General features: G+C 62.5%; 19 protein-coding genes and 2 pseudogenes. 12 read left to right on the forward strand and 9 right to left on the reverse strand.

Annotated features, from left to right (window positions below; translation table 11 throughout):
* The first annotated feature begins 230 nt into the window (after nucleotides 1–230).
* Nucleotides 231–1,622 carry an oxygen-independent coproporphyrinogen III oxidase gene (gene hemN, locus RBRH_RS11550; protein WP_041754558.1) on the forward strand — a complete coding sequence of 464 codons (1,392 nt, stop codon included), beginning with the start codon at nucleotides 231–233 and terminating at the stop codon, nucleotides 1,620–1,622.
* Between the two features lie 134 nt (nucleotides 1,623–1,756).
* Here hemN and RBRH_RS11555 read toward each other — a convergent pair whose 3' ends face one another.
* A complete protein-coding gene (locus RBRH_RS11555) occupies nucleotides 1,757–5,386 on the reverse strand; it encodes an indolepyruvate ferredoxin oxidoreductase family protein (RefSeq protein WP_013436476.1) in 3,630 nt (1,209 codons plus the stop codon).
* A gap of 196 nt (nucleotides 5,387–5,582) precedes the next feature.
* Entirely contained in the window at nucleotides 5,583–5,726 is a 144-nt protein-coding gene (locus RBRH_RS19110) for a lipid A-myristate beta-hydroxylase (protein WP_013436477.1), read from the reverse strand.
* Nucleotides 5,727–6,118: 392 nt separating this feature from the next.
* Here RBRH_RS19110 and RBRH_RS11565 point away from each other — a divergent pair, with 392 nt between their 5' ends.
* Nucleotides 6,119–7,873, forward strand: a complete 1,755-nt coding sequence (locus RBRH_RS11565) for a peptidoglycan D,D-transpeptidase FtsI family protein (protein ID WP_013436480.1) — start codon at nucleotides 6,119–6,121, stop codon at nucleotides 7,871–7,873.
* 643 nt (nucleotides 7,874–8,516) lie between these two features.
* On the opposite strand, the gene RBRH_RS11575 is transcribed toward RBRH_RS11565, so the two are convergent.
* Nucleotides 8,517–9,530, reverse strand: coding sequence for a bile acid:sodium symporter family protein (locus RBRH_RS11575; RefSeq protein WP_049786494.1), 1,014 nt, complete (start codon nucleotides 9,528–9,530; stop codon nucleotides 8,517–8,519).
* A 265-nt stretch (nucleotides 9,531–9,795) separates the two neighbouring features.
* Between RBRH_RS11575 and RBRH_RS11580 the strand changes: the two genes are divergently transcribed.
* Nucleotides 9,796–10,203 (forward strand): hypothetical protein, encoded by a 408-nt coding sequence (locus RBRH_RS11580; protein ID WP_157864442.1) that lies wholly within the window; start codon nucleotides 9,796–9,798, stop codon nucleotides 10,201–10,203.
* A 93-nt stretch (nucleotides 10,204–10,296) separates the two neighbouring features.
* The gene (locus tag RBRH_RS11585; RefSeq protein WP_041753896.1) at nucleotides 10,297–11,331 is read left to right on the forward strand and encodes a LysR family transcriptional regulator; all 1,035 of its coding nucleotides are present in this window, start codon (nucleotides 10,297–10,299) and stop codon (nucleotides 11,329–11,331) included.
* Here RBRH_RS11585 and RBRH_RS11590 read toward each other — a convergent pair.
* Nucleotides 11,288–12,247, reverse strand: coding sequence for an NAD(P)H-dependent flavin oxidoreductase (locus RBRH_RS11590; protein ID WP_041753897.1), 960 nt, complete (start codon nucleotides 12,245–12,247; stop codon nucleotides 11,288–11,290). The two genes, RBRH_RS11585 and RBRH_RS11590, sit on opposite strands and share 44 nt — an antisense overlap.
* Before the next feature lie 281 nt (nucleotides 12,248–12,528).
* On the opposite strand from RBRH_RS11590, the pseudogene RBRH_RS19770 reads away from it, so the two are divergent.
* A pseudogene (locus RBRH_RS19770) lies at nucleotides 12,529–12,654 on the forward strand (alpha/beta hydrolase); the annotation flags it as partial.
* A 287-nt stretch (nucleotides 12,655–12,941) separates the two neighbouring features.
* On the opposite strand, the pseudogene RBRH_RS19115 reads toward RBRH_RS19770, so the two are convergent.
* Nucleotides 12,942–13,118 (reverse strand): annotated as a pseudogene (locus RBRH_RS19115) (YbaK/EbsC family protein); the annotation flags it as partial.
* Nucleotides 13,119–13,462: 344 nt separating this feature from the next.
* On the opposite strand from RBRH_RS19115, the gene RBRH_RS11595 reads away from it, so the two are divergent.
* Nucleotides 13,463–13,708, forward strand: a complete 246-nt coding sequence (locus tag RBRH_RS11595) for a hypothetical protein (protein WP_232509296.1) — start codon at nucleotides 13,463–13,465, stop codon at nucleotides 13,706–13,708.
* Between the two features lie 37 nt (nucleotides 13,709–13,745).
* A complete protein-coding gene (locus RBRH_RS11600) occupies nucleotides 13,746–14,504 on the forward strand; it encodes a Mut7-C RNAse domain-containing protein (RefSeq protein WP_013436492.1) in 759 nt (252 codons plus the stop codon).
* On the opposite strand, the gene RBRH_RS11605 is transcribed toward RBRH_RS11600, so the two are convergent.
* Both RBRH_RS11605 and RBRH_RS11610 read right to left on the reverse strand, forming a co-directional pair.
* A complete protein-coding gene (locus RBRH_RS11605; protein ID WP_013436493.1) occupies nucleotides 14,479–16,377 on the reverse strand; it encodes an ATP-binding cassette domain-containing protein in 1,899 nt (632 codons plus the stop codon). The two genes, RBRH_RS11600 and RBRH_RS11605, sit on opposite strands and share 26 nt — an antisense overlap.
* Nucleotides 16,374–17,219, reverse strand: coding sequence for an extracellular solute-binding protein (locus RBRH_RS11610; RefSeq protein WP_041754564.1), 846 nt, complete (start codon nucleotides 17,217–17,219; stop codon nucleotides 16,374–16,376). Before RBRH_RS11610 ends, RBRH_RS11605 begins: the two co-directional genes overlap by 4 nt.
* A 515-nt stretch (nucleotides 17,220–17,734) precedes the next feature.
* On the opposite strand from RBRH_RS11610, the gene RBRH_RS11615 reads away from it, so the two are divergent.
* Nucleotides 17,735–18,601 carry an SDR family oxidoreductase gene (locus RBRH_RS11615; RefSeq protein ID WP_013436496.1) on the forward strand — a complete coding sequence of 289 codons (867 nt, stop codon included), beginning with the start codon at nucleotides 17,735–17,737 and terminating at the stop codon, nucleotides 18,599–18,601.
* Nucleotides 18,602–18,635: 34 nt separating this feature from the next.
* Here RBRH_RS11615 and RBRH_RS11620 read toward each other — a convergent pair whose 3' ends face one another.
* A complete protein-coding gene (locus RBRH_RS11620; protein ID WP_332414973.1) occupies nucleotides 18,636–19,040 on the reverse strand; it encodes a DUF72 domain-containing protein in 405 nt (134 codons plus the stop codon).
* 230 nt (nucleotides 19,041–19,270) lie between these two features.
* Nucleotides 19,271–19,780 carry a hemerythrin domain-containing protein gene (locus RBRH_RS11625; protein ID WP_041753898.1) on the reverse strand — a complete coding sequence of 170 codons (510 nt, stop codon included), beginning with the start codon at nucleotides 19,778–19,780 and terminating at the stop codon, nucleotides 19,271–19,273.
* A 366-nt stretch (nucleotides 19,781–20,146) separates the two neighbouring features.
* Here RBRH_RS11625 and RBRH_RS11630 point away from each other — a divergent pair, with 366 nt between their 5' ends.
* The 4 genes from RBRH_RS11630 to RBRH_RS11640 all read left to right on the forward strand — a co-directional run bounded on the left by RBRH_RS11630 (nucleotide 20,147) and on the right by RBRH_RS11640 (nucleotide 22,247).
* Entirely contained in the window at nucleotides 20,147–20,665 is a 519-nt protein-coding gene (locus RBRH_RS11630) for a DUF6496 domain-containing protein (RefSeq protein ID WP_041753899.1), read from the forward strand.
* Between the two features lie 401 nt (nucleotides 20,666–21,066).
* Nucleotides 21,067–21,252 carry a plasmid mobilization protein gene (locus tag RBRH_RS21390; protein WP_415878030.1) on the forward strand — a complete coding sequence of 62 codons (186 nt, stop codon included), beginning with the start codon at nucleotides 21,067–21,069 and terminating at the stop codon, nucleotides 21,250–21,252.
* A 216-nt stretch (nucleotides 21,253–21,468) separates the two neighbouring features.
* The gene (locus tag RBRH_RS11635; protein ID WP_041753900.1) at nucleotides 21,469–21,759 is read left to right on the forward strand and encodes a type II toxin-antitoxin system TacA family antitoxin; all 291 of its coding nucleotides are present in this window, start codon (nucleotides 21,469–21,471) and stop codon (nucleotides 21,757–21,759) included.
* Nucleotides 21,756–22,247: a GNAT family N-acetyltransferase gene (locus RBRH_RS11640; protein WP_041753901.1), complete on the forward strand. Its 492-nt coding sequence runs from the start codon at nucleotides 21,756–21,758 to the stop codon at nucleotides 22,245–22,247. The genes RBRH_RS11635 and RBRH_RS11640 overlap by 4 nt, the downstream gene beginning before the upstream one ends.
* The last annotated feature ends 48 nt before the right edge of the window (nucleotides 22,248–22,295 follow it).

Raw genomic sequence — 22,295 nt, forward strand, 5'->3', positions numbered from 1 at the left:
GCAGCCGAAGACACCATAGCGCTTACTGCGCCCCCTGTATAGCAATGCTTGTTCCAGTAGGGCAGGCCGTCGACACAGAATAAAGGCTTGCCATGCCGAGATTAGCCTAATTTGATTTCCGTCAATGGGCCGAACCGCTGGCACTGGCATACTCGTATATGGATTGGAGTTTGCTGCCTCTGCCCGGCTCCGGAGCCAGCCACAGCGCACCGCACAAGGACATCACCTGCATGACGACCACCCGCGACCTGTTCGATGCCGAGTTGATTGGCCGCTACGCGCTCGACGGCCCCCGCTACACGTCCTATCCGAGCGCAGCGTTGTTCAATTCATCGCTGGGCGTCGATGCATACCAGGGCGCCATCCAACGGTCCAATGCGCACGGCGGGGACTTATCGCTGTACGTGCATATTCCATTTTGCGACACCGTTTGCTTTTATTGCGGCTGCAACAAGGTCATCACAAAAAACCGCAGCCGCGCCGACAGCTACGTCGAAGCGCTGGGCCAGGAGCTTGCGCTGCAATCGACGCTGTTCGGCCAAGGCCGGCGGATACGCCAATTGCATTGGGGGGGCGGCACCCCAACGTTTCTGTGCCAGCTTCAGATCATGCAGTTGATGAACTCGATCGGCGAGCATTTCATGCTCACACCGGATTGGGATGACGTCGAGTATTCCATCGAAATCGACCCTCGCGCGATCGACGATTCGACGATCGCGGCACTGCGCGAACGGGGCTTCAATCGTCTGAGCCTAGGCGTACAGGATGTCGATCCGCTCGTGCAGCAGGCAGTCAACCGGGTCCAACCACGCGAGATGACAGCCAACGCGATCCGCCAGGCACGCGAGAGTGGCTACAAGTCGATCAGCGTCGATCTGATCTATGGGTTACCACACCAGACGGTAGCGAGCTATGCACGCACGCTCGACACCATCATCGACCTCGCGCCGGACCGGCTGTCGGTGTTCGCCTATTCCCACCTGCCACATCTGTTCAAGATGCAGCGCCAGATCGATTCGAACGCGCTGCCATCGCCCGCGCAGCGGCTGGCAATCCTGCAATTGGTGATCGAACGGCTCAGCGACGCTGGCTACGTCTATATCGGGATGGATCATTTTGCCCGGCCGGACGACGAACTGGCGATCGCGCAACGCAACGGCACGCTGCACCGCAATTTTCAAGGCTACAGCACCCACGCTGACTGCGACGTATTGGGTATCGGCGCATCATCGATTGGCCGCATCAACGATGTCTACGCGCAAAACGAAAAGGATGTTGAACGCTACGAGGCCCGGGTGCGACGCGGCGAGCTACCGCTTTCTCGCGGCTGGCGGCTAAGCACCGATGACCAGCTGCGACAGGACGTGATAGGGCAATTGATGTGTGCATTCTCCGTGCGCTTCGCGCAGGTCGAGGCGACGTACGGCATACGCTTTTCGTCGTATTTCGAGCAAGAACTGGAGCGCTTGCGTGCACTGCAAGCCGACGGGCTGGTGTCGGTGGACGACGAGGGCATCGTCGTGCCGATGCGCGGCCGGCTGCTAATTCGCAACATCTGCATGACGTTCGACCGCTACGTGGAGACCTCCAGCATCGCGATGCAGTACTCAAAGACGGTTTGAATGCCGCCGGGCGCCGGCGTGGACGCGATACTGGATGCTGGCGGCCCCGGGCCCACCCGCGACCGACACCGACCAGACACCGACCAACAGGGCGACGCGCCACTAGGCCAGCAGCCACGCCCGTGGCTGGCAGATCAGCGCGCCACCACCGGTATGCCGCGCAACGCGCCGGTCGCGGGTGCCTGCTCGAGCGCGGCCCGCACCGCAACGCCGGTCGCCGGCTCAATGCCAAGCCGCCGCGCGAGCGCGCGCTCGCGGGCCTTGGCTGCCACCACGCTGGCGAGCTTGACCGGTCCATAGCCGCGCACTTGCTGCATGACTTCAACCAGCTGTATCGCGTCGGACAACGTATCGGGCGAAAGCACGTCAAGCAGCGCATCAATGCTGCACGCATAGTCCAACGCGAGTTGCCGCTCCATGCGCCTTTCCAGCGTCCTGCCGAACGGATCCAGCGGCGTGCCACGCAACCCCTTGAGCCGAGCCAGTACACCGAGCACAGGCCACATCCATTGACCAAGGCGCACCTTCTTCGGCCGCCGCCCGGGGGCCGCGTGCGCGAGTACCGGAGGCGCCATGTTGAACTCGATACGGAAATCGCGCCCCGCCACACCGTCGAATTGCGCCTGTAGCGCCTGCCGGAATGTGCCGTCGCTATAGAGGCGCGCGACCTCGTATTCGTCTTTGACGGCCAGCAGCTTGAAGAAGGTCGTCGCCACCGCACGCGTCAACGGTTCGCTGCGGCGCCCGCCTGCCGCGCCGCCGGGCATCAGGCGCCGCTCCGCATCGCGCACCTTGTCGAGCAGCGCGTCAAAGCGCGCGACGTACCGCATCCCGCCATAGGCGAGCAGCCGAGCCCGGCGATCGGCGATCACCGCGTCCACGTCGGTGGCCATATCGGGCGTCACCGAGAACGGTAGCGCCGGAGCCTCGGCACGCGGCGCATGAAGCCCATCGAGCGCCGCCGCATCCTCGGCGGCCACCCGACCGAGCGAGAATGCCAACTTGTTCGCGCTGACCGCGACGTTGTTCAACTCGATCGCACGCAGCAGCGCATTGAGTGACACCGGCACGAGGCCACGCTGCCACGCATAACCAAGCATCAGGATGTTGGAGCCGATCGTGTCGCCAAGAAACCGTTGCGCGAGCGCCTGCGCATCGCAGGTCTCGAGTCGCCCGTCACCTGCTGCGTGGTGCATCTTATCAAGCAACGCTGGCGCGTGAAGGTCCGCATCGGGATTGCCGACAAATGAAGCGGTTGGGATAGGATGGGTGTTGACGAGGATGCGGGTACGGCCGTGCCGGACCGTTTGCAGTGCGTCGGCGCCCGCGCCGACGACCATGTCGCAAGCCAGCAGCAAGTCGGCCTGCTGCGTATCGATACGCGCTTGGTTCAACAGCGCATCGGTCGCGGCAAGCCGCACGAACGACAACACCGCGCCACCTTTTTGCGCAAACCCCATGAAATTGAGCATTGATGCACTTTTGCGCTCCAGGTGCGCAGCCATCGAGATCAGCGCCCCCACGGTCACCACGCCCGTGCCGCCCACGCCGGTCACCAGGATGTCATACGGTGCATCGCCCAATGGCGTCGCCGGCAGCGGCAGCCGCGCCATCACCGCGGATAGTGCATCGACGTCAAAGGCGACGCCGGCCGACTGCTTCAGCTTTGCGCCACGCACGGTCACAAAGCTCGGGCAGAAGCCGTTGACACACGAGTAGTCCTTGTTGCACGATGATTGCTCGATGCGGCGCTTGCGTCCCAACGATGTCTCCAGCGGCTCGACGGACAGGCAGTTGGACTGCACGCCGCAATCACCGCATCCCTCGCACACCGCCTCGTTGATGAACAGGCGCTGATCCGGATCAGGAAACTGGCCCTTCTTACGACGCCGCCGCTTCTCGGCGGCACAGGTCTGGTCGTAGATCAACACGGTGACACCGGGCGTGTCGCGCAGGCGACGCTGCACCTCATCGAGCTGCGCGCGAGGATGAAACGTGGTGCCGCTCGGAAATAGCCCCTCATGTCCCTGGTATTTCTGCGGCTCATCGCTGACCACGACGAGCGCCGCAATGCCCTCGGCCTCGAGCTGCCGCGCGATCTGCGGCACGGAGATACTGCCGTCCACGGGTTGCCCGCCGGTCATCGCGACCGCATCGTTGTACAGAATCTTGTACGTGATATTCGTGCGCGCCGCCACCGCCTGGCGAATCGCCAGCAAGCCGGAATGGAAATACGTGCCATCGCCTAGATTCTGAAATACGTGCGGCGTCTTCGTGAACATCGAGTGCGAGACCCAATCCACCCCCTCACCGCCCATCTGGATCAGCCCAATCGTATCCCGCTGCATCCACGAGGCCATGAAGTGGCAGCCGATGCCCGCCTGCGCGATCGACCCCTCCGGCACACGAGTCGACGTATTATGTGGACAGCCGGAACAAAAATACGGCAGCCGGCGCACCGCATCGGCCTCGTTTGACAGGGTCTGCGGCGCGACCAGTTCGGCCACCCGCTCGCGGCGGTCCAGCGCCGGCTTGTGGCGTGCCAGCCAATCGGCCAATACCGGCAGCACACGCGACGGACGCAACTCGCCGAGCGCCGACAGCAATGGCCGCCCCTGCGCATCGTGCTTGCCGATCACCACGGGCCGCGCATCGGCGCGACTGTTGAACAAGTATTCCTTGATCTGCTGCTCGACGACCGGTCCCTTTTCCTCGATCACGAGTACTTCGGACAGCCCATTGACGAGGGCGTCGATGCGGGTCATCTCGAGCGGGAACGACAAGCCGACTTTGTAAATGCGAACACCCGCGGCGTCCAGATCCTGCACCGTAAGCTCGAGCCGCCGCAAGGCTTCCATCAGATCCAAGTGTGCTTTGCCGCACGTGACGATGCCCACGTTCGCATGCGTACTGCGCGCCACCCACTTGTCGATGCTATTGACACGCGCAAAATGTCTGACCGCGTCAAGCTTGGCCGCCATGCGCGCCTCGATGGCCAGGCTCGGCAGATCCGGCCAGCGGTTGTGTAGCCCGTGCGGCGGGCCGACATAATCGGCCGGCGCAGGCCATTCGGCTCGCAACGCGTCCAGGTTGACGGTCGAGCCCGATTCGACCGTCTCGGAAATCGCCTTGAAGCCGACCCAGTTTCCCGAAAACCGCGACAGTGCCCAGCCGTACAAGCCGAACTCGAGCATGTCAGCGACATTCGCCGGATTGACGATCGGCATCTGCCACGCGATCATCGTAAACTCACTCTGGTGCGGCATGGACGAGGACACGCAGCCGTGATCGTCGCCGGCCACCACCAGCACACCGCCGCGCGGCGATGAGCCATACGCATTGCCGTGCTTGAGCGCATCGCCGGCGCGATCCACGCCCGGGCCCTTGCCGTACCACATCGCGAACACGCCGTCGACGGTGCGCTGCGGGTCGGCCTCCACGCGCTGCGTGCCCAGTACCGCGGTGCCGCCGAGTTCTTCGTTGACGGCCGGCAGGAAGCGGATGCCACCCGCATCGAGATAGGGCTTCGCCTTCCACAATTGCTGGTCCACCATGCCCAACGGCGAGCCACGATAGCCGCTGATGAAACCTGCCGTATTGAGCCCCCGCGCCTTATCCAGCGCGCTTTGCATCAACGCAAGCCGCACTAGCGCCTGCGTCCCGGTGAGAAAGACGCGGCCGCTGGTGGCACGCAGATTGGCCGACAACTGGTAGGTGGACAGGAGCGGAGCCTGCTCTGCGGACGGAAGACGATCGACGCCCATATTTGTCTCCTATGTCATTTTGGGTACTAGGAAGGCCTCGCGGCTGATACTGGGCAACACGCCACCCGAGGGGGACGCGAGGCACCTGGCGATACACCATTTTTCCGCAGGAACGCAAAAAGATTTTTGCGAAGATCGGTGCCCGCACAGCGCTTGTGCGGTGGATTTGCCACGAAACACCCAGGTACGAGCGAATTCACCTGCTCTGCGCAAAAAAATTGAGCAGCAGCACGATGCGCCCCTCATCGCTGTCATTCCATACCTCGTACAGGAACGTATCGCCCCTGAGCAGAAACTTGCTGTCGTGCAGCCAGTACGCGCACGGATTCGCGTTGAACACGGCCGCTGGCGTGCCGTTTCAAAACCGCGGCATCGAGCGCACCAGGTCACCGTGCACCATGACTCCCAAGCGGTCCATGGTGCACTGCAATAAGCGTGCTCGGCGCAAATCACGGGAACGATGCGGACAATCCGTGCGGCGACGCGCGCACAATGCCGGGCAGTGTCAAACAGGGCCCTAGGTTGTGGCCGATGAGTACATCATAGGCCATCGCCGCGTTCATGGAGGGCAGCCGTCAGCCGTATGCGGGTTCGCGGGCAAATTTTTACGTATCCGATCGTCGTTTAGAGATATCGGACGACACGCAAATTCTGGACGATGCACGCTTGCCAGCGAAAGGAGATTGAAAGCAAAATACACGTCAACCGCCGCTTTGGAACGCCGTACCCGCCATGTCGCTTTGGAATAAAAGGTTGTCGCGTGATCCTTATGCACCGCTAAAAAGCCCCCTGCTCGCGGTCCGCATGCCACGCTGGCGCTCCAGGTTGGTCTTGGCGTTGATGATCTTTGGCTTCGGTGCGTTGGCCTTACGCGCGCTGTGGGTACAGGTCATCGACCGGGATTTCTATACTGCCCAAGGCCAGAAGCGCTATCAGCTCACGTTGCCGCTGGATGCGACACGCGGGCGCATCGTCGACCGGCATGGTGCATTGCTCGCCGTCAGCGTGGCGACCTACGAGATCTGGGCCACCCCCGGGCTGGTCAAGCCGCAGACGGTGGCACCACTGGCCAAGCTGCTGGACATGCCGGTGGCCGAACTCGAGCGCCGGCTCGCGCCGCATCGTGGCTTCGTGCTGCTCAAGCGCCAGATCGACGAGGAAACCGCAACCCGCATCGAGACGCTCGGCGGCGCGGGCATCACGCGCGTGGCCAGCGAGAAGCGCGTCTATCCGGAAGGCGAATCGGTCGCGCAGATCGTGGGCTTCACCGACCTGGAGAACAACGGGTTGGAAGGCGTCGAGCTCGCGTTGAACGACGCGCTCAAGGGCAATGCTGGCCAACGTGAGGTGGTCCGCGACCGGCTTGGGCGGTTCCTGTACGATGCGCGCCCCATCATGCCGGCCCGGCATGGCGACACGATCCGGCTAACGATCGACCGCCGTATCCAGCAGCTGGCGTATACGCAGCTCGAAGCCGCAATCAAGCAACACCAAGCCAAGGCGGGCAGCGTCGTGGTGCTCGATGCGCGCGGCGGCGAGATCCTGGCGATGGCAAACTGGCCGACCTTCGATCCAAACGATCGGGCGGCCCGGGTATCGGGCCAGGTCCGCAACCGCGCCTTGACCGATACGTTCGAGCCGGGCTCGACGATCAAGCCGATGATCGTTGCGCTGGCCCTAGACGCGGGCAAGGTGCGCCCCGATACACTGATCGATACGTCCCCCGGCACCTATCGGATCGGGCGCAACGTCATCCACGACACGTCGAACCACGGCATGATCACCGTCGCGCAGGCAGTTCAGAAGTCCAGTAACGTCGCCATGGCGAAATTGGCGCTGTCGCTGCCGGCCGAGGCGATCTGGTCCAAGTATCAGGAATACGGCTTCGGCCATCCGCCTGCCATCACGTTTCCCGGCGCCGCTCCGGGCAAACTGCGTCCGTACAAGCACTGGGTCCCGATCGACCAAGCCACGCATGCGTACGGGTATGGACTGTCGATGTCGCTGATGCAGGTTGCCCAGGCCTACACCGCGTTTGCCGGCGACGGCGTGATGAAGCCGGCTAAACTGGTGATTAGGGACGAATCGGACACGGCCGTCGCCGGCCATCGCGCCGTGACGACACCGGACACGGCGGCATCGATCCGCGCAATGCTGGAGATGGCGGTCGGCCCCGGCGGCACCGCGCGCGCCGCGATGATTGATAGCTACCGCGCCGGCGGCAAAACGGGCACCGTGCGCAAGCTCGCCGGCACCAGCTATGCGAAGGACAAGTACCGTGCACTGTTCGTCGGCATGGCGCCGATGAGCGATCCGCGTGTCATCGTCGCGGTGATGATCGACGAACCGGCAGGCCGTTCGTTCTATGGCGGCTCGGTCGCCGGACCGGTGTTCGCCGCGGTGACCGGCGAGTCGCTGCAAATGCTCGGCGTGCCGCCGGACGCCACACCGCTGCTGTCGGGCACGTCAAACGACGCCAGCGCTTAGCCGCGCCGCAACGGGTATGCGCACTTTTCGTGACGGTGCGCACGGCTTCACCGGTGGCCAATCCGAAGTCGCAGCCGTTTTCCACGATCACAAAGCGATCGGCCAGATAACGCGGGATGCCGCTTGTCAGGATCCGCGCCATCTGCTCGAGCGTCGCGCCCTTGCCGAACGATTAATGGCGCGGCATTGGCGACTTGCCGCTACACCCTTTGCCCTCGACGCTGTGCCAGCCTGACGCATGCCGTTGCGCGCCGGATCAACCCGCTCACCTCACAGGTCGGCCAATTGCGAGCCAGCCCCCATCGTTGTTTCAACGTCAGTTAAGTTTTTGAATCGATGTCTTGCGCAGCCAGTTCAATCGGCCGGTGATTGACGGTTACCGCGAATCAAAAACGTTTAAAGCTATTATTCCATTCCGGCCGCACGGCGGTCACGCAAACGCGCGATTAGCCCACCGCACTGCTGCCCGGCAATAGGCCGATATGCCGGGAAACCCGTCCAGCTTGATTCTCCGGCAAGCGTTAATGGACTAATATGCGCGAATGACTAAAGGAGATTACCCGTTCGCAGTGGCAGGAAAATGTCCGCCAATGTGCCGGACCAAGCGGACAAGGGGCGACGCGAGGTGACGGCGCCCCTTTGACTAACGCTCTTCGCGCGGTTTCAACGACGCACAAACGGTTGATTCGTGCCGGCGGGCGCGCGCCCCCCAACGTTGCGCTAGCACCGCGCAGGTCATCAGTTGGATCTGATGGAATAACATCAACGGCAACACGATCGCGCCCAGCGCGTGACCGGCGAAAATGACCTTGGCCATTGGAATACCGGCCGCGAGGCTTTTTTTCGAGCCGCAAAAAATAATGGTAATCCGGTCCCCCTCATCAAAGCCGAGCCGTCGGGCGGCAAAGCCGGTGATCAACAACGCGAGCGCGAGCAACAGCATGCACGAGAACAACAGTGCGAGCAACGCCGATAGCGGAATCTGGTGCCACAACCCCTGATTGACCGCCTCGCTGAACGCGGTATAGACAACGAGCAGGATCGATCCCTGATCGACCAGCTTCAGCACCACGGCATGACGGGCAATCCAGCGGCCGATCCATGGCCGCAGCAATTGGCCTGCGACGAACGGCACCAGCAATTGCAGCACGATATTGAACACGGTGTGCCACGACTCACCGCCCGCGGTTTGCTTGGACAAAATCATCCCGACAATCAACGGCGTGACGAAGATACCGAGCAGGCTGGAAGCCGACGCGCTGCACACCGCGGCCGGCACGTTGCCCTTGGCGATCGACGTGAAGGCGATCGAGGACTGAACGGTCGAAGGCAACGTACACAGGAACAACATGCCGACATACAGTTCCGGCGTCAACAGCGGTGCGATCAGCGGTCTAAGTGCAAGCCCAAGCAACGGAAATATGGCGAACGTGCACAGCATCACGACCAGATGCAGCCGCCAATGGGTCGCGCCAGCGACGACCGCCTCGCGTGACAGCTTCGCGCCGTGCAGGAAGAACAGCAACCCGACGGCACCATTCGTGAGCCAGTTGAACGCCAGCGCTGCGCCGCCGCGACACGGCAAGAAAGTCGCGATCGCCACCGTCGTGACCAGTGCGAGCGTGAAGTTGTCGGGTAACAGTTTGGATCGGGCCATGGTCATCTCGGCGCCATGCGGCGTCATCGTTACGGGCGACGCCTGTGACCCTTTCGGGCCACGAGCACACCCACGTGGAGAAAACGCCTATTGTCAGCGCACGATCATCTAATAGACAAATTCATTTTTAACTTATTTCCATGCATTCCTTTCATCAATACCGACGCTCCTTCTGGCCGTTACATGCGGTTACAACACGGCAGCTCACCTAACATTTTTCGGCTCGACACGCGCATGCTCCGTGAATAGATTAGCTCGATAACCGTTGCAATCATCGACTTTCATGCTGCTGCGTGGCGACCGTACGATTTCGTTGCTGAGCGTGTCCGCCGTCGCCATCGGGACGGTGATCGCGCTCGGGCTAGTGCAAGATGTCAACATCGAGTTCGGCAAGCCAGCACAACCGTTCATCGCACCCGGCGCCGCCCAGCGCGAAATGACTGTGCAGATCAGTGCGCCGACACCGCAGTTGCACCCACTGAGCCCAATCGTGCCGATTTCGGTCGAGATGCGTGTGACTTCCCGGCCCAATATAGAGCGCAGCGCGGTGCGCGCCGGCTCGCTTCGGGCAGACATCACCCGGTACAATGCGGAGCATCGCCATGTGCCGCCGACACGGCGCGCGCTGCCGTATGTTCCGCCCCCTCACAACGCCTGGCCCTATGTGCACTGACGCCATTGCCGCGTCGGTAAAATATAAAATAGCGTACATTATTTCCTGACACGAACGAATAAAGCGCCGGCCACGGCGTAAGTGCACGAAATCATGGATACGCTGGTCAGCATGAAGGTGTTTCGCCACGTCGTCGAAGCCAGCAGCTTTGCAGCAGCGGCTGAGCGCATGCACCTGTCACCCGCGATGGCCAGCAAGCACGTGATGCACCTTGAGGCGCACTTGGGCGCACGGTTGCTGAACCGCACCACGCGCCGTATCAGCCTCACCGAAGCCGGGCGCGACTATTACGAGCGATGCGTGCAGGCGCTCACCGAGCTGGAGGAGGCCGAGCAAGCCGTCAGTGAAGCGAGCGTGGTGCCCAAGGGCACGCTGCGGATCAACGCGCTATCGACGTTTGGCAATCGGTACCTGATGCCAGCCATTGCCGAGTACACGCGCCTGCATCCCGGCGTGCAGGTGAACATCACGATGAGCGAGCGCGTCGTCGACCTGGTCGAGGAAGGCTACGATCTAGCCATCCGCGGCTCGCACTCGGCCAAGCTGCGGACCTCATCGTTGATCGCACGCCAGATCGCCCGCGCGTATTTCGTCATCTGCGCGTCGCCTGACTACCTGCGCCGGCACGGCGTGCCACAGGTGCCGGAGGATCTGCGCGCGCACAACTGCCTGCGTTTGGCCGCCCATGGCGCACACACGCGCGAGTGGCCGCTGGGCAACGCCGAAAACGGCGGCGGCGTGACCACCCGCGGCAATATCGTGGCCAACGACATCGAGGCACTGCGCGCCGCAGCCATAGCCGGCGCCGGCATCGCCTATCTCGGCACCGATTGCGTGTACGATGACCTGGAAAACGGCACGCTGGTGCCGCTGCTGCTCGAGCACGTGGGGCCGCGCGAGTTGCCGATCTTCGCGGTCTATCCCAGCCGACGCCACTTGTCGGCAAAGGTTCGCTCGTTCGTTGACTTCATCGCCGAGCGCTTCGCTAGCGACGCGTACTGGCCGACCCGCGAACACGTGACGAGGCTGGCCGCACGCGATGCCGCCGCCTACCAGCAGGCCGGCGGGGACACGACGAGCCGCGCTACAACGCCAGCCGCGCGCGGGCGGCTTGGTACTCGTTCTTGAGCCGCGCGACAAGTTCGGCCACGCTTGGAATATCGCTCATCAGGCCAACCCCTTGGCCAGCGCCCCAAATGTCCTTCCATGCTTTAGCCTTGCTGCTGCCATCGCCAAAGTTCATCTGACTCTTATCCGACACCGGCAAGTTGTCTGGGTCTAGACCGGCCGCCGCGATGCTCTGCCGCATGTAGTTGCCATGCACGCCGGTGAACAAGTTCGTGTAGATGATATCTGCCGCGCTGGCCTGTACGATGGCCTGCTTGTACGCATCCGCTGCATGCGCTTCGCGCGTGGCAATGAAGCGTGTGCCGATGTACGCCAGATCCGCGCCCATTGCCTGGGCGGCGAGAATGGACGCGCCATTGGCGATCGATCCGGACAGGACCAGCGGCCCATCGAACAGCTTGCGCACTTCACCGACCAGCGCGAACGGCGACAGCGTACCCGCGTGCCCGCCGGCGCCGGCCGCAACCAGGATCAAGCCGTCGACGCCCGCCTCCAGCGCTTTTTGCGCATGACGCAGATTGACCACGTCGTGCAGCACGATGCCGCCGTATGAATGGACCGCGTCAATCATCTCCTTGATCGGCGCGCGCAGACTGGTAATGAAGATCGGCACCCGATGATCGACGCACACGCGCACGTCGCGCTCCAGACGAGCGTTGGACTGATGCACGATTTGATTGACCGCGATCGGGCCGATCACCGCGTCCGGATGCTCGGCACGGTGCTGGACCAGCGCCTGCTGGATTTGCGTGAGCCATGCGTCGAGCAATTCCGGCGGCCGCGCATTGAGCGCGGGAAAGGATCCGACGATGCCCGCCTTGCACTGCGCGAGCACCAGTTCCGGGTAGCTCACGATGAACATCGGCGACGATACAACCGGCAGCGACAAACGCTGCAGTAACAGGGGCAAGGCCATGCTGGATGTCTCCTGAAGCCGGGTTTATCGAACGGCCGTTTTATTATACGTGGCGATTAACAGAAATTTGCTCTAAAGCAATGTCCGTTCGTTCTTGCTTCACTGATCGCCCCCGAGGGGACCATGACGCGTGCGACTGAATCGATCGCTGGTTTTCGCCATGTAAGTGGGCACGTTGCCGATACGGCGATGGGGCGCTGCGACATCGAAATTTTGCCGCACTGGGTGGTGACGGGCCGCCGCTGCTGTTGCTGCATGGTCATCCCCAGACGCACCTGATCTGGCATCGCGTCGCCCGCGACGTCAGCGGCCGAGCGCTGCCATGCGGCCACTATATTCCGGAGGAAGCGCCGCAAGCGCTATTGGAGGAAATCGATGCCTTTTTCGATTACCGGCAACCAGCGTGAAATTGGCAATAGAGCGACTGATTTTCCCTCGAATAAACCATTGCATTACACGCCATTCAATTCACGAATTGATATCCTAAAAAACGAAATTCGCGTACCCGTGGCACTCCAATAACGCGGTTATCCAGAATTCATGCCGACATGATTTGTAGGGAAAATACCAATTTTACGAGGTGGATACATCGGATAACATCCTTGCGACGCTGATCACGTCGTACAATATTCCGCCGTTCGCCGCCCGTGAACGGCTTTTTTCTTTTTTGGCATACCACTGCACGGCGTACCTATCATGGCGCGTCGCGCAGTGCGACGTCAGCCATCGGCGCACCAGTCAGCTTAACGAGCTGCGGCGGCGACGAATTGAATACCGCGCGCGGGTGGCCCACACGCGCGGCCACCTTGCGCTCGTCGACCCGGTTGATGCCGCTTGCGACCACCAGCACCGGCGCGTCGTCATCGACGCGACACGCCGGGCGGTGTCGGGCAACGCGTCATCGGACGCATTGGCCAATGGCATGCAGGTCGGGATACCACGCATTGCTCGGCACGTCTGTGGGTTGAAATCCGTATCGATCCGTTATTCTAAGACAGTGCCACGGCATGTCGGATGTTACAGTCAAGCCACGGCACGCCATGATCGCCGCCCGTTGCAGCCACGACGCGTCGCCCACGACTGGTCGATGCCCATGTTTGCCGGAGAACACCATGCTCAATCTCGCGATTTTTGCCAAGGCAGCCGGTATCGGCTTGGCCATCGCTGCACCGGTTAGCCCGATGGGTCTGCTGCGCATTCGTGATGTTCGCTGTGATGTTCGCTGTGATGTTCGCTGCGTTGTTCGCCGCGCTGACGCCGCCTGGCGGCTCGGCCGCCGATGTTGCACTGGCCACCGTGGCCGGCGTGTTCAACGGCTCAATGCTATGGTGGTGTGTGCTCGTGACCGTCGCCAGCGTCGCACGCCATGGGCTGGGCGCGCAGCTGCGCCGGCTCATCGACTGGATTGTGGGGCTGGCGCTGGGCCTATTCGGCGCGACCGAGATCCGGCGCGCGCTGTAGCGCGTCGCGTCGCGAGCCACCGCCCGGAGCGACCGCGATGACCATGGCGACCTTCCGTTTCCACGCTGAACTGAACACATTTCTGCCGGCGAGGCTGCGTCAGCGGACATTCGCCGCATCGTACGCGCGCCATGCGTCGGTCAAGCATACGATCGAGGCACTGGGCGTGCCGCATACCGAAGTGGGACGGATTGTCATCAATGGCGAGGCGGCCGGCTTTGAGCGACCGCTCGCCGACGGGGACAGCGTGGTCGTGTATCCGCCCAGCGAGCGCGCCTCGGTGCCACTGCGCGGCGCGCTGCCCGAGCCATTGTGGTTCCTCGCCGACGCCCACCTAGGCCGACTCGCGCGCCTACTGCGCATGGCAGGCTTTGACACGCTGTACGACAACCGCATCGACGATCGCGACGTCGAGCGCATCGCCGCGCAGGAACAACGCATTGTACTCACGCGCGACCGCGAACTGCTCAAGCGGCGCGGCATCGAGCATGGATGCTATGTGCGCGCGCTCGACCCACTCGAACAGCTGCGTGAAGTCGCCGCGCGGCTGTCGCTGCACGCACGGGCGCGGCCCTGGCGCCTATGCCTGCACTGCAATGCGCCATTGCGCCGAATCGATAAAGCTGACGTGCTCGCGCGGGTTCCGCCCAGCGTGCGCGAGCGATGCGACCGGTTTGCGACCTGCGACGTATGCGGCAGGATCTACTGGGAAGGCTCGCATTGGCAGCGGATGAGCGAGCTGATGAACGAGGTGCTGGGCGTACGAGCCGCTACGGCGTCACGGGCCACACCGTAGTCGTGCCTGCCGCGATATCGACACGGCAACAGCGGCCTTCGCGATCGTGCAACCCGAACGCTGTATGCGCGTCGGCGTCCGATGGCGCACGGCAATGGAGCAGCGCGGTGCCCAGTCGCACCGCCACGCGCGTCTCGCCGTGCGATTCATACACCCGCTCCACCACTGCGGTGTGCCGGCCCTGCTCGGTCATCGAGACGCCGCGCGCATCGACACGCCACATCAGCCGCGTACCGACCGGCAGGCCGCCGTCGCGCACGTCGAGCAGCACGCCGCCGATATCCACCTTGCCACCGGCCACCAGCGTGCCCTCGCCAACGTTGTCGATACCTAACAACTGCGCCACCTTCACGCTGGCCGGCCGCTCGAATAGCGCGCGCGTCGGCCCTTGCTGCAACACGCGTCCGCGGTCCAGCACGAGAATCTCGTCGGCCAGCAACGCCGCATCATCCGGATCATGCGTAACAAGCACCGTGATCGCATCAATCTCACGCTGCAACGTGCGCAACGTCTCGCGCAACGTACGCCGGCGTGGGGTGTCCAGCGCGGAGAACGGCTCGTCCAGCAAGATCACGCGTGCGTTGCGCGCCAATGCGCGCGCCAGCGCCACGCGCTGCCGCTGGCCAAGCGAAAGCTGTAATGGCAGGCGCTGCGCCAGTGGCGCGATCCCCAAATGCAGGCTCCAGTAGCGCGCGGCATCCGGGTCGGCGTCGGCGGCGAACGTGAGCTGTCGCGCAACGCTCATATGGGGAAAAAGACCATAGTCCTGCGGCACGTAGGCCATGTGCCGCGACTGTGGCGCGCTGGCCGTCAGCACTTCACCATCAACGATGACTGATTGCGTTGCGCCTTGCTGCAAACCGGCGATCATGCGCAGCGTGAGGGACTTGCCGGACCCGGACGCGCCGATGATCGCCAACCGCCGGCTGCGCGTGCGCCATTGGACATCAAGCCCAAAATCGCCTAGCGTGCACGTGAAGTGAAACGCAAGCGTGCTGCCTAAGCAATGACGTGGCGCTGGCACGACTTCACGGGCGAGCGGGCGCAATGGGTCAAGCTCGTCACCCGGGGTGACAATGGCAACCGGGCGCGATGGCCGCAGACGGACGGTGGCCGCCAGCGACAATGCCAGCGCAATGCCCAACGTCGGCGCGAGCAGCGGCAGCATCGCGGGCAGCCCCACCGAGCCAAACACCACATACGTATACACCGGCAGCGAGTACGGATGGTAGGCCACCATCACCGTGGCGCCGAACTCACCGAATGCGCGCAGCCACGCGAGCACCATACCGGCGCGGATGGAGGGCCAGGCGATCGGCAGCCAGACGCGTAGCAAGCGCGTGCGAGCATCATGCCCCAGCGTAGCCGCGACGTCGTCCAGGACCGGATCGACGGAATCGAATGCCGAACGGGCAGCTACGATCAGGAACGGCGCGGCCACGAAAGTTTGCGCGAGCACAACGCCCACGAACGAATCAGTCAACCCGCCGCCAGCCAACGTGCCAAGCGGGCTGTACGGACCGAGCAGGAACAGCAGGAGCACGCCACTGGACAGCGGTGGTAACGCCAGGGGCAATTGCATGACAAAGCCGAGCACGCTCGCCCATCTGGAGCGTGAACGCGACAACAGATAACCGAGCGGGATCCCGGTGAACGCGATCAGCAGCGTAGCCAGCGTCGCGCTGCCCACCGACACGGCGGTTGCCTCGGCAAGCGCCCCGGGCTCGATCGCGCGCCAGTTGGCGTGCGTGAGCTGCGGCAGCACGGCGATGAATGGCGCGCACAGATAAAGCGCCAGCAAGGCTCCAAGCCACCCCAGGGGCGTGGCACGCCGCCGCACCGCAGCGCCGCCACCGCCACGTTGCAGCGTCATCGCTCCGCGTCGAGTATGGCTTGCACGCGTGCGGGGACCTGTGTGCGCTCGCCGCCGACACGCGGCACGATCACGTCGATGCCGGCGTCACGCAGCAATGCGCGCGCCTTCGGTCCGAGCAGAAACGTCACGAAGCGCATTGCGCCTTCCTTGTTAGGCGCGTCGTTCAAGATCGTGATCGTATAGCTGGCCTTAACCGCGAGCTCGGTCGGTAATTTCACCGTCGGGACGTGCAACTGCGCTGTCTCGGTTGAATAAAAAAAGCCCACGTCGAGCTGCCCCGACTGCAGGCGGCCCATCAGCGTTTCTTCCGGCAACACCTGTTTCGGATTGTCCGGTGTACCGAGCATGCGCTGCACCAGGTCAGGCTGCCGATACAGCGACGCGGCGCGGGTCACCGCCTCGAGCGTAAAGGCCCCCTTCGGATCGAGTTTCGGATCCGTGCGCCCAATCCGGATGCCCGGCTGCAGCAACGCCTTGTCCCAGCGTTCAGTCTTCAGCGATGCCGCAAAGCGGCTGTTTGCGTTGTAACCGAGCAGCAGCGGCGACTCACCAAAATTCACATACCAGCTAACCAAGTTGCCGTTCGCAGCACCGTCCAGGCTCGCATTGACCTTCGGCGTGGCGCTGATGAACACGTCACCACGCCGCAGCTTACCCTTCAACTCGTTGGCCAACTTGTTTGAGCCGGCGCCATAGCCGGAGAACGCCAGCCCCGATGCCCTCTCGAACGCCGGCCCGATGGAGCGCTCCATCACATGCACCAGTGACCCAGCGTACAACACCCGGACCGTGCCGGCGTCGCCGGCCCGCGCGACACCGGGCGCCGCCGCCGCGGCCATCACCGCCAGCACGAGCGCCGCATGCACGCGCCATGACAGCGATAGGCACAGCGCACGGACGTTTGCTGCGAAACGTTCATGCAACATTGCGCTCCCCATCTTCGTTGTATTGGGCAATATATTACGCTATCGGCCGCGTTGCCTTTTGCGCGCCGCTGTCCCATGCCGCGGCAGCATTGTCATTTCACACGCACTCCCGTCAGCCAGAATGCACGAGGGTTCGCACCCAAACTTTTAAGGTATACGAATGAGTTGTGCGCTTGCACTAATCGACGCGGCAAACTGCCGCCTGTTGCTAACAATCCGGCCTGCAGCTACCGCGCTGACGGCAAACGGATCGTGCCGCGCACCTCGTCGACGCGGCACGCCGCCCTCATTACGTAGTAGGCCGCCGCGTTACGTCGTACGGCCCCACCGTGCGCTGGGCGGAGCGTGCGCGCGGCGGGCCTGTTGGTTGCTTCACCAACATGCGCGCGCGCCGGTGTCGCGCGACAATCAACCCATAGGAGCGTGTCATGACTGAAAACCAACGTCCAGAACCACCATTGCCACACCAACAGCAAGCCACAGTGCCCGGCCACACTGGCGACATGCAACCGCAACCCGACCATGGCGAGCGTTCATACCAAGGTTCGGGCCGTCTTGCCGGCAAAGCGGCGATCATTACCGGGGGCGACAGCGGAATCGGACGCGCAGTAGCCATCGCCTTTGCTAGAGAAGGCGCTGACGTGTTAATCGCCTATCTTGACGAGGACGACGATGCGCGCGAGACAGCGCGCTGGGTCGAGCAGGCGGGACGACGCGCCGTGCTCGTGCGCGGCGATGTGGCACAGCGCGAGCACTGCGCGCGCATTGTCCAGCAAGCCGTTGACGCATTCGGCAAAATCGATGTTGTGGTCAATAACGCCGCGTTCCAAATGACGCACGAGTCGCTGGACGAGATTTCAGACGATGAGTGGGACAACACGTTCGATACGAATATTGGCGCGATGTTCAGGATCACCCGGTCCGCGCTGCATCATATGAAGGCGGGTGGCTCCATCATCAACACCACATCAATCAATGCCGATCGTCCGAACCCGACGTTGCTGGCGTATGCCGCCACCAAGGGGGCGATCCAAAATTTCACGGCGGGATTGGCACAATTGCTTGCGCAAAAAGGCATTCGGGCGAACTGTGTGGCGCCGGGGCCGATCTGGACCCCTTTGATCCCCGCGACAATGCCTGCGGAGAAGGTCAAGCAATTCGGCACGCAGGTGCCGATGAAACGGCCCGGACAGCCGGCCGAAGTGGCCCCCGCGTATGTGATGCTCGCGTCCGACGAATCGAGCTATGTTTCAGGCGCGACGATCGCGGTAACGGGCGGCGCACCGATGCTATAAGCATACGTCAGGTAGGCGACTTGCGCCTAGCACGCTATGCGGCGCGGCTCAGTGCTGCAGCGCTGGGCCGCTTGTACGCGCCGGCGTACTTGCTTCCGGTGCTGTGCAGGTGCAGATAAATGAGATTGGCCGCGATATCCTCGATGCAGGGCCAATGTCCAGTGCAATCCGGCACGACCACAGCGGCATAGCGGCGCAGCAGGTAAATGAACGGCAGATCGACAAAGCTCCCATGGCGCACTTCGATCGTATGCCTAAGCTTAGGGTGATGCCCGATTGCCCAATAGGCTACGTGATCCGATTGATCATGCCCGCTGACAAACTCCCTTGCCGCCAGCATGTCCCAGGGCCGCATCGCGAGGAATGCCTCGAAGCCGCGCTGCATCGAATTTGAACAAGGAAACGGCCACAGGATCGGCTCCAGTTTGTCGTCAAACACATTCTTGGCACGGGATCCCTTTCGGCACCTGTGGGCGAACCTAAGCCAGCTCGAGCTAACTTGGGCTAATCTGCGCTGAATTGTGCTGCTCTGAGTCAATCTAGGCCGACCTGTGGCAGACCTGCGCGCGCCACCGGCTCCGACGCCAGTCCAACGGCGGCACGCCCCCCGACGATGTCAGCCTGCCCTACCAGGCAGGCTGACACAGCGCACCACGAATCGTGCGCGCATTAAGTGCGGTCGCCGACATCCTTTGACACTTTTGCCTGCAACTGCGCCTTGCGCTGCGCGATACGAGCGCCGAGTTCATCCAGGTCAACGCCCGCCTTGCGCAGCGCAGGGAATAGCACCGATTCTTCCTCGCTGACATGATGCTGAACGTTTTCCGCCAATACGTTGAAAGCCGCATCAAAACCATCGGCGCCTGCCCGAGAGGCCCGGAGTTTCTCCATCAACGTCTTGACAAGAAAATGCTCGACATAGGCCTCGTCCACTTCCTTTTGCGGCTGACCTGACAGCGCACGCTGCGCGGCCGGATACAGGATCTCTTCCTCAATGATCGTATGCATGGCCAACTCGTCGCATGCGCGCGTGACCAGCGTTGCCTTGGCGTCAAGGTCGTCATCGGGCGTTTTTTTGAACGTATCGAATAGCCGCTGAACTGCGCGATGGTCCGCCTCCAGCAGCGCAATTGCGTCCTGTTCGGCTGCATGCGCCGTGTCGACGCCATGAGGTGGCATCGTCGAGGACCGCGTGGATTTTGGGTGTGTCGCAGTAGTAGTCATGTTCGCTCCTGTGGAAAGGTCTACTGCGTTTAGCAATCGACGCGCCCAGCCTTTGTGTTGTCGGGCCGCCGCACGGCACGGCGTGAGCATCGTGCCGTGCGGCATGATGGCATGCAGCCGCCATAGCGAGGCACAGCGCTGCTGCACTGCCGGACTGTGGCGCCGCAGTTAGCGATAGGCTGATAGCGATGAACTGAGGGTGAACGACGCCACGTTCCCGCCTCCAACTTGAAGGCAGCCCCGCACGCGAGCGGCGGGTCAGGTGCTGGCACGGACATTGCGACCGCTTGGCATACAGCGTTTCTTTCAAGGAGGGTTGTCATGCCAGAGAGAAAGACTATGGCCCGAGCGCAGGCCGACAAGCGCGCGGGGAAATCGGCAAGCACGCAAGCCGGCGAATTCGTCAAGGAAGAGGTCGAACATGTTCGAGCCGGCAAGCATGGCGTGCGCTCGGCCAAACAAGCCGTGGCAATCGGGCTGTCAAAAGCGCGGCGGGCCGGCATCGACTTGAAGCCGCCTAAGAAGGGCGCCACCAGCGAGGCAACCCGCAAAAAAGCGGCCAAGGACAGCGAGGCGGGCCAGCATAAAACGAAGGGTTCCGCGAGCAAGGAGACCCAGGCCAAGCGCTCGCGCACAACGACCTCCGTATTGCGACGCGAGCGCTCGGACGGCGCCGCACGCAAGTCGATGTCAAAGCAAGCCGAGTCTGCCGCGGCGAAACGGCCGGCCGCCAGCCGCTCCGCTGCGGCCAAGCGTGCAGCCAAGACGAAGGGCGCGGCTGGCCGCTCCGCCGCCGCCAAAAAGGCTGCTCACACGCGCGCCGCACGCGCACATCACTGAGAGGTGGGTGCAGGGCGGCCAGAGGGCGCGCCCTGTCGCCCTGCGTAGCCGCCTCGTACCCACGCGGCTGCTCCGATAATTGACTACGATATCTGCCTGAGCGGTGATGGGCAGACTACCTGCGCTGCCGCGGCGTTATCCCGAAGTATTTCTTTATAGCCGTCGTGTCCAGTCCTATTGTTTCGCACGTCAGGCTGAACCCTCTAGTTTTCGCGCAACGCGCAATTCCGGCTCGTACTTCTCTGCCCATTGCCATACACTGCAAAAGGCGGCACACAAGCTCGACCTCAGCCCGGTAAATTCGCCGAGTCTTGCCTGAAGCAATTTCATAAGGGAAACCAAATAAAAAGCGCTTGCCCACATTCCGCTTTTCCAACTATCTCCTTGTGAAGAGGGTTGGGATGAGTACAAGAAGCGGGATAAGAGGACGGAAGAAAACGAAGGTGATCATGGTGCGTGCGGCTTCCGACGAATCCGACGCGCTACGAGAGCGAGCACAGAATACCGCTACAACGATCCCTGAATATCTGCGAGTTTGCGGCATGGGACGACACACACGCAGCCTAATCGACTCTCACGCCATATAAATAAGCTACGCCGCGACTCGGCGGCTCGCAAAGTACTTATTCGATCAAGGGGGAGGTGTGCTGACAAAGGAATATGCAGCGAATATGCAGCCGTCTTGGCCGAACTAAAGCAGACGATCATGCGAGTCGCTCGACGCGATACCTAGCGCACGCAGTGTAATGACAATGTCATTGCGACTGTGCTAGAATGGGTTGCATCGTCGCAGGAGTCTCGTCATGACCGCCGCAAACGCACAACCCACGAAGCGCGACACGCTCAATATCCGGATCAAGCCTGAAGAGCGGAATCTGATCGACCGCGCCGCAAAGGTCCGCGGGAAGAATCGAACGGATTTCGTGCTCGAGGCTGCTCGAACGGCAGCGGAAGAGGCCTTGCTTGACCAAGCCATCATCACGGCTTCACCGAAGGCTTACGCGGCCTTTGTAGTGCGTTTGGATCTGCCGCCGCAACCCAACGAGGCTCTGCGCAAAACGCTACAGGCGCCAGCGCCGTGGGACAAGGCATGACGATTGAAGCCCCCGAACCGCTTGCATCCCATCATGAGCTGGATGCATTCACGTCGGGCGTCGAAAGTCTGGACCAGTGGCTAAAGCGTCGTGCGCTGAAAAATCAGACCACGGGTGCTTCGCGCACCTTCGTCGCTTGTGCCGAGCGTCGGGTGCGGGCGTACTACGCGTTGGCATCGAGCGCCGTCACGGTAGATGCGGCCCCTGGCCGCTTTCGACGCAATATGCCAGATCCGATACCGGTTGTGGTTCTGGGGCGGTTGGCCGTAGACCAGTCGTGGCATGGTAGAGGGCTCGGGCGCGCTTTGGTCAAGGATGCTTGCCTGCGCGTGATCCAGGCGGCCGACACGATCGGTATTCGGGGCATGTTGGTGCATGCACTCTCTGACGAAACTCGGGCCTTTTATGAGCGGATCGGTTTCGAAGGATCGCAGCTTGATCCGATGATGCTTATGGTAACGCTTGCCGACTTAAAAGCTAGCGTGTGAAGAGGAGCCGACTTGATGGAAATCATGGTACGAGTAAAGCGCCGGGCA

It is taken from the genome of Mycetohabitans rhizoxinica HKI 454 (assembly GCF_000198775.1).
In the GTDB taxonomy this organism is placed as follows: domain Bacteria; phylum Pseudomonadota; class Gammaproteobacteria; order Burkholderiales; family Burkholderiaceae; genus Mycetohabitans; species Mycetohabitans rhizoxinica.

Excerpts from the sequence above, each read along its gene's own strand:
- hemN (WP_041754558.1), top strand. The coding sequence starts at position 231 with ATGACGACCACCCGCGACCTGTTCGATGCCGAGTTGATTGGCCGCTAC.
- RBRH_RS11555 (WP_013436476.1), bottom strand. The coding sequence starts at position 5,386 with ATGGGCGTCGATCGTCTTCCGTCCGCAGAGCAGGCTCCGCTCCTGTCC.
- RBRH_RS11565 (WP_013436480.1), top strand. The coding sequence starts at position 6,119 with ATGTCGCTTTGGAATAAAAGGTTGTCGCGTGATCCTTATGCACCGCTA.
- RBRH_RS11575 (WP_049786494.1), bottom strand. The coding sequence starts at position 9,530 with ATGGCCCGATCCAAACTGTTACCCGACAACTTCACGCTCGCACTGGTC.
- RBRH_RS11585 (WP_041753896.1), top strand. The coding sequence starts at position 10,297 with ATGGATACGCTGGTCAGCATGAAGGTGTTTCGCCACGTCGTCGAAGCC.
- RBRH_RS11590 (WP_041753897.1), bottom strand. The coding sequence starts at position 12,247 with ATGGCCTTGCCCCTGTTACTGCAGCGTTTGTCGCTGCCGGTTGTATCG.
- RBRH_RS11595 (WP_232509296.1), top strand. The coding sequence starts at position 13,463 with ATGTTCGCTGTGATGTTCGCTGCGTTGTTCGCCGCGCTGACGCCGCCT.
- RBRH_RS11600 (WP_013436492.1), top strand. The coding sequence starts at position 13,746 with ATGACCATGGCGACCTTCCGTTTCCACGCTGAACTGAACACATTTCTG.
- RBRH_RS11605 (WP_013436493.1), bottom strand. The coding sequence starts at position 16,377 with ATGACGCTGCAACGTGGCGGTGGCGGCGCTGCGGTGCGGCGGCGTGCC.
- RBRH_RS11610 (WP_041754564.1), bottom strand. The coding sequence starts at position 17,219 with ATGGCCGCGGCGGCGGCGCCCGGTGTCGCGCGGGCCGGCGACGCCGGC.
- RBRH_RS11615 (WP_013436496.1), top strand. The coding sequence starts at position 17,735 with ATGACTGAAAACCAACGTCCAGAACCACCATTGCCACACCAACAGCAA.
- RBRH_RS11625 (WP_041753898.1), bottom strand. The coding sequence starts at position 19,780 with ATGCCACCTCATGGCGTCGACACGGCGCATGCAGCCGAACAGGACGCA.
- RBRH_RS11630 (WP_041753899.1), top strand. The coding sequence starts at position 20,147 with ATGCCAGAGAGAAAGACTATGGCCCGAGCGCAGGCCGACAAGCGCGCG.
- RBRH_RS21390 (WP_415878030.1), top strand. The coding sequence starts at position 21,067 with ATGAGTACAAGAAGCGGGATAAGAGGACGGAAGAAAACGAAGGTGATC.
- RBRH_RS11635 (WP_041753900.1), top strand. The coding sequence starts at position 21,469 with ATGACCGCCGCAAACGCACAACCCACGAAGCGCGACACGCTCAATATC.
- RBRH_RS11640 (WP_041753901.1), top strand. The coding sequence starts at position 21,756 with ATGACGATTGAAGCCCCCGAACCGCTTGCATCCCATCATGAGCTGGAT.